The sequence below is a fragment of the Rhizobium sp. 05L419 genome (assembly GCF_056397845.1).
Genome location: NZ_JBFTOF010000020.1, coordinates 43101 through 55850, shown reverse-complemented (window position 1 = coordinate 55850; position 12750 = coordinate 43101). Strand labels below are relative to the sequence as shown.

General features: G+C 59.3%; 11 protein-coding genes and 2 pseudogenes. 4 read left to right on the top strand and 9 right to left on the bottom strand.

Going from position 1 to position 12750, the window contains the following annotated elements; translation table 11 throughout:
- Positions 1 to 71: 71 nt before the first annotated feature.
- Positions 72 to 1164: pseudogene (locus tag AC1DMK_RS22155) on the bottom strand (site-specific integrase).
- A 314-nt stretch (positions 1165 to 1478) separates the two neighbouring features.
- Between AC1DMK_RS22155 and AC1DMK_RS22150 the strand changes: the two are divergent.
- Positions 1479 to 1796, top strand: a pseudogene (locus AC1DMK_RS22150) (DUF1403 family protein); the annotation flags it as partial.
- Here the strand turns inward: AC1DMK_RS22150 and AC1DMK_RS22145 are convergent.
- The 6 genes from AC1DMK_RS22145 to AC1DMK_RS22120 form a co-directional block, all read right to left on the bottom strand.
- A complete protein-coding gene (locus tag AC1DMK_RS22145; protein ID WP_477862128.1) occupies positions 1691 to 2506 on the bottom strand; it encodes an oxidoreductase in 816 nt (271 codons plus the stop codon). The pseudogene AC1DMK_RS22150 and the gene AC1DMK_RS22145 overlap by 106 nt on opposite strands.
- Positions 2507 to 3110: 604 nt before the next feature.
- Positions 3111 to 4109, bottom strand: coding sequence for an inositol 2-dehydrogenase (iolG, locus tag AC1DMK_RS22140; RefSeq protein WP_477862033.1), 999 nt, complete (start codon positions 4107 to 4109; stop codon positions 3111 to 3113).
- 61 nt (positions 4110 to 4170) lie between these two features.
- Positions 4171 to 4971, bottom strand: coding sequence for a TIM barrel protein (locus AC1DMK_RS22135; RefSeq protein WP_477862031.1), 801 nt, complete (start codon positions 4969 to 4971; stop codon positions 4171 to 4173).
- 22 nt (positions 4972 to 4993) lie between these two features.
- On the bottom strand, positions 4994 to 5794 hold the full coding sequence (locus AC1DMK_RS22130) for an ATP-binding cassette domain-containing protein (RefSeq protein ID WP_477862029.1): 801 nt from the start codon (positions 5792 to 5794) through the stop codon (positions 4994 to 4996).
- Between the two features lie 2 nt (positions 5795 to 5796).
- Complete coding sequence (locus AC1DMK_RS22125) at positions 5797 to 6918, bottom strand: ABC transporter permease (RefSeq protein WP_477862027.1); 1122 nt, start codon at positions 6916 to 6918, stop codon at positions 5797 to 5799.
- Between the two features lie 112 nt (positions 6919 to 7030).
- Positions 7031 to 7978, bottom strand: a complete 948-nt coding sequence (locus AC1DMK_RS22120; protein ID WP_477862025.1) for a sugar ABC transporter substrate-binding protein — start codon at positions 7976 to 7978, stop codon at positions 7031 to 7033.
- Between the two features lie 213 nt (positions 7979 to 8191).
- Here AC1DMK_RS22120 and AC1DMK_RS22115 point away from each other — a divergent pair, with 213 nt between their 5' ends.
- Entirely contained in the window at positions 8192 to 9184 is a 993-nt protein-coding gene (locus AC1DMK_RS22115; RefSeq protein ID WP_477862023.1) for a LacI family DNA-binding transcriptional regulator, read from the top strand.
- 164 nt (positions 9185 to 9348) lie between these two features.
- Here AC1DMK_RS22115 and AC1DMK_RS22110 read toward each other — a convergent pair whose 3' ends face one another.
- Positions 9349 to 10095: an NADPH-dependent F420 reductase gene (locus AC1DMK_RS22110; protein WP_477862021.1), complete on the bottom strand. Its 747-nt coding sequence runs from the start codon at positions 10093 to 10095 to the stop codon at positions 9349 to 9351.
- 100 nt (positions 10096 to 10195) lie between these two features.
- Here AC1DMK_RS22110 and AC1DMK_RS22105 point away from each other — a divergent pair, with 100 nt between their 5' ends.
- The gene (locus AC1DMK_RS22105; RefSeq protein WP_477862019.1) at positions 10196 to 10564 is read left to right on the top strand and encodes a winged helix-turn-helix transcriptional regulator; all 369 of its coding nucleotides are present in this window, start codon (positions 10196 to 10198) and stop codon (positions 10562 to 10564) included.
- A 43-nt stretch (positions 10565 to 10607) separates the two neighbouring features.
- Here AC1DMK_RS22105 and AC1DMK_RS22100 read toward each other — a convergent pair whose 3' ends face one another.
- Positions 10608 to 11894 (bottom strand): MATE family efflux transporter, encoded by a 1287-nt coding sequence (locus AC1DMK_RS22100; protein ID WP_477862017.1) that lies wholly within the window; start codon positions 11892 to 11894, stop codon positions 10608 to 10610.
- A 355-nt stretch (positions 11895 to 12249) separates the two neighbouring features.
- Here AC1DMK_RS22100 and AC1DMK_RS22095 point away from each other — a divergent pair, with 355 nt between their 5' ends.
- A complete protein-coding gene (locus AC1DMK_RS22095) occupies positions 12250 to 12726 on the top strand; it encodes a MarR family winged helix-turn-helix transcriptional regulator (RefSeq protein ID WP_477862015.1) in 477 nt (158 codons plus the stop codon).
- The last annotated feature ends 24 nt before the right edge of the window (positions 12727 to 12750 follow it).

Here is a 12750-nt window from a genome sequence, read left to right as displayed (position 1 = left end):
TCGAGCTTAGCGTGTCTGGGGAACAGAGCTTGTTCCGCCCCCGGCTTCACATCGAGCAGGGGAGGGGCCCGTCAAAGCCCGGATGCCTTGGTGAGATTCACACGGAACCGGTCCCGGCGCCGCTGATATTTTCGGGTCATCTCGGCGGACGCGTGGCCGAGCTGCTTCTGGACGTAGCGTTCGTCGACCTCGGCCGAGGAGGCAAGGCCGGCGCGCAGCGAATGGCCGGAGAATTTCTCCCCGCGTTCGCTCTCGGAAAGATCGCCGCGAACACCGGCGGCAAGCGCCGCCGACTTGACCAGGCGGGCGACCTCCTTGTCATTGAGACGATCTGGTCCAACGTCTTTGCCTTTGCCGGTGACGCGGCGGAAGAGGGGGCCTTTGGCAAGCTTTGCGAAGCGGATCCAAGTCTCGACGGCCACGATGGGGCAGGTCGCATCCGACGAGCCGCGGCCGATCTCGACCTCGCGCCAGCCGGTCTTGCCCCGAAGGGTGACGAGCATGCCCTTGTCGAGGCTTTCGATCCAGCCCGAGGCATCCTCAGTCTGGTCACGACCAAGGTCGAGGCCGACGATTTCCGAGCGGCGCAGGCCGCCGGCAAAGCCGATCAGCAGCATCGCCCGGTCGCGCAAAGCCGCGCAGGCTTCCCCTGTCCAGCGTCTCCAGCATGGCGATCAAGTTTTCCGGCAGGATGGCTTCCTTTTGCCGGGGCGGGGCGGCGTGGGTGTTGCGGATGCCGGCCATCACCGTGGCGATGGCCCGGTCCTTGCGATCAAGTTTTTCGCCGCCGCGTTGGGCATAATTCCAGCTGAGGGCCGAGAGCCGCCGCTCGATCGTCGACACGGTGTTCGGCTTGGCTCCGCGCTCGGCCGTGCCGGAAGCGCAGGCCGTGATGTAGAGGCCCACCGTCTGCGGATCCGGGGGCAGGGGAGAGAGGTTCGAACGCCGGCACCATGCGGCAAAATGTTTCCAGTCCGCGGCATAGGCGCGGCGGGTGTTGGTTGAACTGGCGGCTTCGACATAGCCGCGGGCACGATCAGTGAGATCCTGCAGATGCGCCGGTAGGCGAGGGGAGGCGTCGGCTGACACCGCCGGCGCGGAAACATCCTGCAAAACCGCCGTGCTGTCAGACGGCGCAGAGCTCTCCTCGGCGTGATCGGACATTATTTATTGGCGACAGAGTGTGCTGTTATAGGCAGTTATTCTTAGTTAAACCGCACGTTTGAATTATGCTCCGCGCCATGGATTCGTTTCTGACTCTAACTTCGAAGTCATCAATCTGGGCGCCCCGCCGGACTGAGCCTTGTCGCGCGGGCGCGATCTTGTCGAATCCAACGCCTAGCACCGCACTGAAATCCTTGGAAGATCTCGTCCGTGTCGAACCTGTTTGCGCCGACCGTTGGCGCGCGCCAGGCGCTCAAATATGCGCAATCCGCAGGGCGTTTCGTCGGCCACAATGAGAAGGAACGGCTCTTCGCGACGCCATTCTGCTCACCGCGCCCGGCGACGACCCGGGGCCGGCGGGACGCGTATATTTGACCTTCAAAAGGCTGGCGGGCAAGAGGCGGACGATCAACAGCAAAGTCCTGGAGGATTTGGTTGAGCTGCTGGGCTCCGCTGTTGACAGGCCCATATTTCCCGCGCTGCGCAAAACGCCTGCCTCGTCGAGCGGAATAAGATGTCGCCGATGTCAGACCGGCAGCCCGACCTGCTTTCGCAGGCTCTTGTCGAATGCGAATGCGGGGACGAAACGGCGCAAAAAACTGACCTGGCGTGCCATTTTTCCGGCCGCATAGCGCCTCTTCGGAGTGGGATCGGTCGCAGCCGCCAAAATGGCCTTGGCCACCACGTCGGGCGCGTCGCCTTTTTCCATCGCTTTCCGCACGACTACATTCATGCCAGCGCGCGCAGAGTCATAGATACCAAGCAACTGATCCGGCTTGACGAGATTGTCTTCGAATGACGTCCGGGTATAGGCGGGCTCCACCAGCGAAACGCGAATGCCGAAGGCGCGCAATTCGTGATCGAGCGATTCGGAATAACCCTCGATGGCATGTTTGGTCGACGAGTAGAGCGCGAAATAGGGAGCGGGGATGAACCCCTGTACCGAACTCAAATTAACGATTCTGCCCTTCCCTTGGCGTCGCATTGCCGGCACCACCGCGTTGGTCATGCGGAAAACGCCGAAGACGTTCACGTCGAACAGCGACTTAGCTTGGCTCACTGAGGACTCTTCCGCGCCACCCAGCAAGCCCATGCCAGCATTATTGACCAGAAGATCGATGCGCCCGGCCTCCGCCAGCACGTCACCAACCAGTTTCGCCACGGACGCATCATCGGTCACGTCGCAAGTCAGCATGGAAACGCCGTCGCTCCTCTGGGCTGCGAGACGGCGGCTGGTTCCGAACACGCGAAAGCCCGCGTTCTGCAGGGCCGCGGCCGTTACATACCCAATGCCGGTGGATGCCCCAGTCACCAGGGCGACGCCAAGATTGGTCTTGTTCATGGAATCACTTCTTTCTGTGTACTGAATCGCGATTTGAAAATGTCGGGCGGGCTGTCTGCGACCTACGCGCACCGTCACCTCCATTTTAGATGTCGTTAGAAATCTATGCACGATATAGAGCTCGAACGCAATCTAAAAAGGAGATGTGATCCGCAAATCTTAGGCGCATCGCTCCGGCGGCGCTGTTGCTCGCAACCGCGGCATTTCCAGGGGAAGCGGACGTCCAATCGAACGCGGCAGTCTGGGAAAGGGCACTTCGCATGATGGCCTACTGCGCCTCGATCGACGCGATCTGCTGGAGGTCACCGTCACCTGCACGCCGGCGCAGGTCAGCACGGGTTTCGCCGAGGGCGTCCCGTGGCTTGAGAAGCCGATCATACTGACAAACCTCAACACCGTCGAGCTTGAGACCTCGGCACGTTTTGCAATGCTATTGGTAGAGCTAAAGGCAAACACTTCGGGACAATCCAAGCACAATCTTGCAACTTCCTCGACCCGAGCGGGGAAGAGCAACTCTCGTTTAGCGATCCGGTCTTTGGGGCTCCGGAAAGTGGGATCCGGAGCCATGGCCGTTTCGCGCGCAGGCATGGCTCGCCACCGGCCTTCAGAGTATGTCGGCAAGCCGGACGGTTTGTCCGGTTGCCAGGGAGCGTGTCGCTGCCTCCGCGACAGCGAGCGCTTTGACGCCGTCATCAAGCGAAACTGGCAGCGCCGATCCGGACGTTATGGCTTCGACGAATGCGTTCCATTCGATGGAGTATGCGCGCATGTAGCGTTCGAGGAAGAAGAATTCCGGCTTGGCGCCTGTCACTCCATCTCTGGTGGCCTTGGTCACGGTATTCTCTAGGATGTTGCCGGCTGATAGCAGACCCTCCGAGCCCAACAACTCGATACGCTGATCGTAGCCGTAGACGGCTCGCCGGCTGTTCTTGATGACGGCGATGCGGCCGTCGGAGAACTTGAGTGTGACTGCAGCGGTGTCGACATCGCCTGCTGCGCCGATCTCCGGATCGACGATCGAGCTTCCGATGGCTGTCACCGTCTCGGGCGCGCCGCCGAAAATCCAGCACGCCATATCGAAGTCGTGGATCATCATGTCCCGAAACAGACCACCCGATACCTTAATGTAGGACACCGGAGGCGGTGCGGGATCGAACGAGGTGATCGACAGCAGTTCTGTCTTGCCAATATCGCCCCGGTCGGCGGCACCCTTGAGCGCCGCGAAGTTCGGATCGAAGCGGCGGTTGAAGCCGATCATGACGGGTTTGCCAGTGGCAGCCGCCACGACCTGGCATGCCCGTGCGCGCTCGAGGCTGAGATCGACGGGCTTCTCGCACAACACCGCCTTGCCAGCCTTCGTCGCCGCCTCGATCAGATCCGAGTGGGTGTCGGTCGATGTCGCGATGAGCACTGCGTCGATGGCGGGATCGTTGATGATGTCGGAACTGGAACGGGCCTCGGCGCCATATTGCGCCGCAAGTTTTGCAGCGGCGTCCGTATTGACATCCGAGGCTGCGACAAGCGCGCTTCCGAGGTTAGACGTGATCGCTTTCGCGTGGACGTTTCCAATCCGTCCCGCACCGAGAAGACCGACTTTCAGCATGTTCATTCCTTTTGACGTGTGAGCGCGCGGGCCTGACGAACGGCCGCGCAGAGAGGGATCGTTAGAGTGTAAACGCCTTGCGGAAACGGCCCAGCGCCAGCTCGTCGTCTTCGGACGGCCAGGCTTCTAAACCGATGACGCCGGTGTAACCCATGTCATTGAGCGCGCGAGCGATGGCCGGATAGTTGATCTCTCCGGTGCCTGGCTCCTTGCGGCCGGGCACGTCCGCCACCTGGATCTCGCCGATGAACGGAAGCGCCTGACGGCAGAGCTCGATGAGGTTCCCCTCTCCGATCTGCGCGTGATAGAGATCGAGATTGAGTTTTAGCGACGGACGATCGATCGCCGAGACCAGGGCGATCGTATCGGCGGCCTTGGCAAAGGGCGTCTTTGGATGATCGACGTCTTCGTTGAGGTTTTCGAGGACGAAGGTGACGCCCTCTTCCTCGCCGAGATCGGCAATGCGGCTGAGCGTGTCGCGCGCCTTCAGCCACATGGCGCCGGAGACGAATTCCGACTTGACCACCGGCAGCCCCTGACCGTCGAGACCCGTCCCGTGCAGGTTGAGCCGCGGGCAACCGAGTTCCTTAGCAACGGGAATGGACAGGCGCGCCGTCCTGATGAGCTCATCGGCGCCCTCATCGTCCGCGAGCGTGCCGGTGATGTATCCGGTCATCGACGAGAACGTCGCGCCGGACCGGGCAAGCGCGGGAATATCATGCTTGGTCCAGTCCCAGATCTCGGCGACAAACCCAAGCTCGGTAATCCGCTTCAGCCGCTCCGTGACCGGCAGGCAGCGGAAAACCATTTCCGCGCAGACTGCCAGCGTGAAAGGGGCTGGACGTGCGAGTTCTTCCGTCATTATTACAATCCTGTTTTGTGATTTAGATGGTGCCGCCGAGCTCGTTGGAGAGCGCCTGCAACTCCTTGCCGCCGGCCATCATGTTTTGAAGCTCATCGATGGAAATCTCGCTCTTGGCATAGGTGCCCAGCGTCTTGCCGCGATTGAGGATGGTGAAGCGATTGCCGACGGCGAAGGCGTGGCGCACATTGTGCGTGATGAAAATAACCCCCAGGCCCTTCTGCTGCACGTGGTTGATGTATTTGAGAACCATGGACGTCTGTGCTACGCCCAGCGCCGATGTCGGCTCGTCGAGGATGAGAACTTTCGCCCCGAAATAGACCGCACGCGCGATCGCCACGCATTGCCGTTCGCCGCCGGACAGGGTTCCGACCGCCTGGTTCGGATCCCGCACATCGATCCCGATCTTGTGCATCTCCTCCCGGGTCACGGCATCGCAATACTTGAAGTCGATATAGCGGAAGGGCGGTATCCCTTTGCGCGGTTCGCGACCCATGAAGAAGTTGCGCGTCACCGACATCAGCGGGATCATGGCCAGGTCCTGATAGACAGTGGCAATGCCGGCATCGAGTGCGTCGCGCGGGCTGGAAAACGTCACGGGCTTTCCATCGACGAGCAGTTCGCCGCCTGACGGCTTTACCACGCCGGACAGCGTCTTGATCAGCGTCGACTTGCCGGCGCCATTGTCACCGAGCAGGCACAGGACCTCGCCTTGACGCACCGTCATCGAGATGCCCGAAAGCGCAATGACCGAGCCATAGTGCTTCACGATGTCCCTGGCCTCGATGATCGGGGCAGCGGAATGGGATTTCATGTCAGCCATGCTCAGCGCTCCCCTGTGACCTTGCGACGGATGAAGTTGTTGAAGAGGACGGCAAGCAGCAACATGGTGCCGAGGAAAACCTGAAACCAGTCGGAGTCGAACTTGGTATAGGTGAGACCGATGGAGACCAGGCCGAAGATGATGGCTCCGAAGAAGGCGCCGATGGCCGATCCGTAACCACCGGTCAGGAGGCTTCCGCCGATGACCGCTGCGATAATGGCTTCGAACTCCTTCTGGAAACCGCGCCGGGCGTCCGTCGAACCGGCATCGAGCACCGTGATGATGGCGACGAGGGCGGCAGCGCATGCGGTCAAGGCAAACAACCCGGTCTTGACGCGATCGACCGGTACGCCGGAGTTTCTCGCAGCATTGGCATCACCGCCGACGGCAAAAATCCAGTTTCCGACCCGGGTGCGCAGCAAGACCCATGTCGCAACGCCGGCAAGACCGATGAACCAGACGACGGAGACCGGCACGCCTGCGACCTTCGGCACACCGTTGTCGAACTTCTCAATCAGGTCGTTTTCCGCAAGCCAGGCAAAGAAGCCTTGGAAAGCCAGGCCGGAGAACAGGCTCGCGATGGAGGTGTCGCCAACGGCTTCGCCGATACCGCGCAGCTGCGTCGATCCGCCGGTCGCCCATTTAAGGCCGACAAGCGTCAGTCCCCGCAGGATGAACAGGAAAGCCAGGGTGACGATGAACGAGGGAAGCCGCGTTCGGATGACGATCTGCCCGTTGACCGCACCGAGCACAGCGGCAAAGAGCAAGGTGAACAGGATCGCGATCCAGAGTGGCTGGCCGAAGTTGACCAACAGGCCACCGAAAATGAGACCTGCGAACGCGACCATCGATCCGATGGAGAGATCGAATTCTCCACCGATCATCAGCATCGACGCTGCAATGGCCAGAATGCCGAGCTGCGACGCCGGCGCCAAGATCGTCATCATGCCCGACAAGGAGAACATCGATGTGTCGGCCGTGAAGAAGAAAAAGACGACAACCATGACAAGACCCGCAACGGCTCCGAGCTCGGGCCGGCGCATCAGGCTTGTCAGGACATTGACCTTCTTGATGCGCTCGTCGGATTTGGTCGATGTGGCTGGAATTTTGATAGTTTCAGTCATGGTTCACTCCCGTGGGCGTCACACGCCACAGCCATGCAGGATGGCGCGTAGGGTCGGTCGGCAGCCCCTCCTTAGAAGGACTACCGACGCACGCTATGCGACCGGGGTTAGATCAGCGGATGCCCTGAGCCGACAATTCGACGACCTGGGCCGCCTTGTCCTTGGTGATCAGGTTCGGGCCTGAGGGAACGTTACCACCCGGGATCAGGCCGTACTTCGCGTTGTTGGCCAGGAAGACCGTCGGCAGATAGCCCTGCAGGAACTGCTGCTGGTCGATGGCAAAGGCGGCTTCGCCCGCAGCGACCGCTTTCAGGAAATCGGCAGAAAGGTCGAAGGTCGCCACATTGACCTTACCAGTCTTGCCAACGTCCTTCACGGCCGCAAGAGCGGGCTCGCCCGCCGTGCTTGCACCCAGCGCCATGACGGTGTCGATCGCATCGTCCGCGCTCAGAGCCGCCTTGACCTTGGCTTCGACTTCCGCCGGATCGTTGGACACGGGAAGGACAGTGACAGTGCCGCCAAACCCATCCGAGAAGCCCTTGCAGCGCAGGTCGAGCGAGACGTTGCCCACTTCCTGGTTGATGCAGATACCGGTCTTGCCGCCCATTTGGTTCAGTTTTGCGCCAGCAGCTTTGCCGGCGCTGTATTCGTCCTGGCCGACATGCAGCAGAGCGCCGAGTTGCTTCGATACATCGGAGCCGGAGTTGATCGAGATCACCGGGATGCCGGCGGCAACAGCCTTTTCGATCGACGGTCCGAGAGCCGAAGCGTCCGGGATCGATACGATGAGACCATCGGGCTTCTGGTTGACCGCGGCGTCGATCAGCTGGCTCATGGCCACCATATCGAATGTTTCGGGCGCGCGATAATCAACCTGGACGCCGGCATCCTTTGCGCCGGCTGTCACGCCATTCTTGACCACAGACCAGAAGGGGTCATTTGCTTGGCCGTGTGTGACGGCGATGATCTTGATGTCTTTTGCGAATGCCAGGCTTCCAGCCCCCGCAACGGCTGCAACGATCGAAACGCCGAGCGCAAGCTTCTTAATAAGCGATTTCATAAAAACTCCTCCCAAAGGGCGTCCCACACCTCCCAGCGCGAGAACCACCAAAACGCCTCAGACGGCGCGTCCTCCAACTTGCTACCGGGTGCATATTTCTTGCTACCGGTAGCAAACGTGCATAGCTATAGGATTCTTGCTAGAAGAAATCAACCATTCATTTCGTCATTAGGCAGAAATGGAATAAACGTTTCGAAACGGAGAATTTCGATTATGAAGCGAGCGACGGCGCAGAACGTGGCGATGGAGGCTGGCGTTTCAAAGTGGACGGTCATCCGGGCATTTACCCCGGGTGCCTCGATCACGGAAGCAAGCAAAGCCAAAGTGCTGGAGGCGGCGGAGCGACTTAATTATCGGCCGAACCTGTTGGCCAGGAGCCTTGCCACCAATTCTACACATCAGGTCGCGGTTCTCGTTGATGACTTTGCAAACCCGCATAAGCTTCCGTTTCTTGAAAAGCTGACCGCCAGCCTGCAGGCGGAGGGGCTCGTGACTATGTTGATCAATATCAATCAGCACTACAGCCACGTGCATGCCATATTGAATGCAGACCAGCGGCAGGTTGATGCGATCGTGCTGTTTGGTACAGCGTTTCGCAACGAGATGTTGACAGACCATAAGCTGGGACGCGGTGGGCCCCCAATGTTTGTTCTCGCTCGAGATAGCCAGATCGAAGGTGTTCCTGCTATTTCCTGCGATGCGGTCGTGGCGATTGCCGAGATCGGCAAATACCTATTGGAAAAGGGGTATCGGCGACCGGGATTTATGGCTGGGGCGCGCACTCTGTCTACAGCGCTTGGAAGGCGGAGGAACTTTAAGGAGTTTTGGCGAACCGCTCTCGGGGTCGAACTCGTGGAGATGTCTGCCGAGCGTTACAGCGCAGAAGCCGGCGCGCTGGCTGCCCGAGACTATCTGTCCCAAGTTGCGCCGGAAGACCGGATCGATGTCCTCATGTGCGAAAACGATGCCCTCGCGTTCGGAGCGATGGATGTTGCCCGCAGCGAGTTCGGCTTACGCGTCCCCAACGATCTCGCCATTGTGGGCTTCGATAACGCTGCCCCAGCTGCGTCACCAGCATACGGCCTGACAACCTATGAGCAGCCGACCGACCAGATGGTCAAAGCGGCAATAGACATGATTTTGGAAAGAGCACCGAGGGAGACAGTTAACTTCCAAGGCACGCTTGTGGTGAGAGATTCAGCCTGATTGATCAAGCATTAGGATAGACCAAAACGGATTCGGGCAAAATCCTCCAGGCGGAAAACTACATCGTTCAATCAAATATCTCGAGAAAGTCAGCGCTTTAACGCGTAAGTCGCTAAATTAGGGCCGCTGGGCGGCTGATGAGCGGTGTCGCTGGTTCATTTCTTTTACGCTAGCGCATTGTTCTTCCGATTGGACGCAACGACATCGGCGTGAGTTGGATTGGGGCCGAGTGCGGCGAATTGTTCGGGCAATCTACCCCGCTTTGCAGCGGCCTTTCCCTTGACGGCCTGAGCAAGGGCCTTGCGAGTCTCCTCGACGTTCCAGTCGCAGCAATAGACGGGCGTCGACGGCTGCTGGCGCCAGGAGTCATCGAGAGACCCTGAATCGATGGGATCGAAACCGACCTCGTCTATGATGCCCATTACGATTTTTTTCTGAGCCTCGTCGTCGCCCGCAACGGCCGCTGCAATGCGATCGGGTGCACCAACCGGACGCCCGCCATCGGCAAGGGTCGCAGCCAGAATGTTGTTGAAGCCTTTGATAACGCGGCGGCCAATCTGGTTCGAAACCCAGACGCTTTCCGGCAATCCGTCGTCAATCTCGGCAATGTGCGGATCGCGCATGCCAGGATAGTAGTTGCCCGTATCTACGACCGGGACGTTGGCGGGAAGATTTGCGAATAGATCCTGCGGAAGCTCTGCAACGGCCGGGAACGGGATCGACAAGATGATCATATCAGCGCCATCCACCACGCCCTGTGCATCAACCGGGGTCGCGCCGATGTCAGCAGCGAATGCGTTGAGCTTTTCGGAGGGTTTTGAATTGGTGACCCTGACATCATGCCCTGCGGCGGTGAGCTTGCGGGCGAGGGTACCGCCGATATTGCCGGTGCCAAAGATGCCGATTTTCATATGCTATTCCTCCCATATTTCTGTACTAATGAAAATAGGAGTAGATAGCTAGACAGGCAAGAACCCACCTTTTGGTGTGTTACTGCCGATGGAGGTATGTGTGCGGACTGAGCACGACTGGAACTGCCAGGATCCCGAGCAGCGAAAGGCATGGGCTGCGGCGACCAGTGAGGCGCTGCGGGTTCTCGAGGGCAAGTGGAAGACTGTCATCATCTGCCAGCTCTTTGCAGCGCATGGTCCCCTCCGCTTTTCTGAGTTGGAGCGGCGTGTCGACGGCGTGAACCAGAAAATGCTCATCCAACAACTGAAAGAACTGGAGAAGGACGGAATAATCGTACGAACCGTCTATCCGGAGGTGCCCCCACGGGTAGAGTACAGTTTAAGCAAGCTTGGTGTCGCACTGGGTCCGGCGATGGAAGCGTTGATCGACTGGGCACTCCTGCGACGCGCTGGCATGCATGGTGACTGAAATGGCGAAGGATTGAAGTCCGCAGATCTGGACGCCGATCTATTTATCGAGTGGCGTGACCGGTAGGTTCTCGTTCCTGGAAGAACATTCGGCGCGGAAGAACGGCTGCGGCCGTGAGCATTCCGTAAGCGAGCGCCGCCACGGCGACGGTTTGGAACAGGACGCCGACGCTAGCTCCATACCAGATCACCGCGGCCCATCCCAGACCCGCAGCGACAATCATCCTCACGGTTCCGGCCAGTACGGGAAGAAGCACACGCTTGGTTCCCTGGCCCGCGAAGTAAAGTGCCAGACCCAATCCAATCGCCCCGTATGCAGGTGCCACCGTTCGCAGATAAAGGGATCCCATTTCCTGTACGTTCGGGTCGCTGGTGAACAGCTTCATCCAAACATGCGGGAACAGCGCAGCGAGGAGGCCGATGATCTGTGTGACTCCAAACGCCATGCCTGCGCCAATCCAGGCGACCCTGCGCGCACGCTCGACCTGGTCTGCTCCCATATTGATGCCGACCATCGTCACGATTGCTGTCCCAAGGCCGAAAATGATGGGGATCTGAAGGTAGTCGAGGCGCGACGCAATTCCAAATCCCGCGATGGCATCAGCGCCGAAGTGGCCAACGGCAGCGGTGACGAAGGTGACCGTGAGATTGACTTGAACCGTACCGACAGCGGAAGGGAGTCCGACGCCCAATATGTACCTGAACAACCGACCCTGTAGCGGAACAATTCTGAGTTTCAGCGGGCTACGTGACGACCGCAGGTAAATCGACAGCGCAACAGCCGCCAAGAGGTAATAAATGAAGACTGCAGCACCGCCGCCGGCAACGCCGGGCCGTGGGAACGGACCCCAGCCAAAAATCAGGGGAGGCGATAGTGCCAACAGAATAACAGCGCCCGAGACGATCACCAGTGCGGGAACCTTGACGTTGCCGGCGCCGCGAAGTGCCGCTGACAGCAGTGCTGTGATCCAGATAGGAATGGAGCCCGCAAACACAATCCCTGAGTAGGTGAGAGCGGCTGAGAGTGTCGCTCCGGATCCGCCCATTGAGCGGTACAGATATGACCCGAACAGGATGGCGGCGAGCGAGAAGACAGCGCCGAAAGCGGTGGCAAGGGTGACTGAATGCCAGACAAGTCCGTCGGCATCGGAGTGACGATTGGCCCCGAGTGCCCGAGCAATCGCAGAAGAGACACCACCGCCGATCCCACCATTCGACATCATCTGCATCAACATGAGAACTGGGAAGACGAGAGTGACGCCTGCCAGCGCTTCAGTGCCAAGAAAACTGATGAAGTAGGTTTCGGCAACCCCGACAAGTGTTTGAACCACGAGAACGACAACGGTCGGAAGCGCCAATCGGAGGAGGGTTGGTGTGATTGGGCCAGAACTCCCATTGGAGCCCGCGGCGGGATTTTCATGGCAGGTGAACCCTTTGAAGAGGAGACGTCGGTCATGGCTGATCCTTTTCGCGCATTACGGCCTCGATGTTCCGGGTATCGGCGTGCAGCCGACATGAAGCTCGTCACACTCAGGAAACGCTTCACATAGACGCTTCATCCTGAGTGGCAGGCAGAGAATCATGCTGCTTGACAATAGATTACGTTTAAAATCTAAATAACATATAGAGTTTAGACGCAATCTAATTTTGATGGTGAGCGAACGCGCCGTCCGGGGCCATACAGGAATGACGAAAACGATATTCTTTGATAGGGAACCGATCGCCACCGACATCCCGGAAATCCCTATCGCCAACGATCTATGCTTTGTACTTCAGCGGGCCAATCGCATTATTTCGCGCGGCGCTGACTCTGCATTGCGAGCGACAGGACTGACTGCCGAGCAGACATTGCTGCTTGCGGCAATCGCCGAGGCGGGATCCCCTAGAGCCGCCGATCTCTCCCGCAGCCTCGGCATCGATGCTTCGACGATTGCGGCGAACCTCAAGCCTCTGATGAGGCAAGAATTGGTTTTTGCGCCGGTCGATATCACCGACCGCAGAGCGCGGCGGCTTTTTCTGACCGTGGCTGGGAGCGAACGGCTTGAGAGGGGGATCAAGCAGCTCCAGGAATACGAAGGCGGCCTGGCAGTAGAGTGTGACGGAAATACCGATCTACGTGGCCTCTGTCAGGCTCTCAGCAGTCTGGCAGAAGCATGCCTTTGAGTAACACGCGCCCGCCTTCATGCC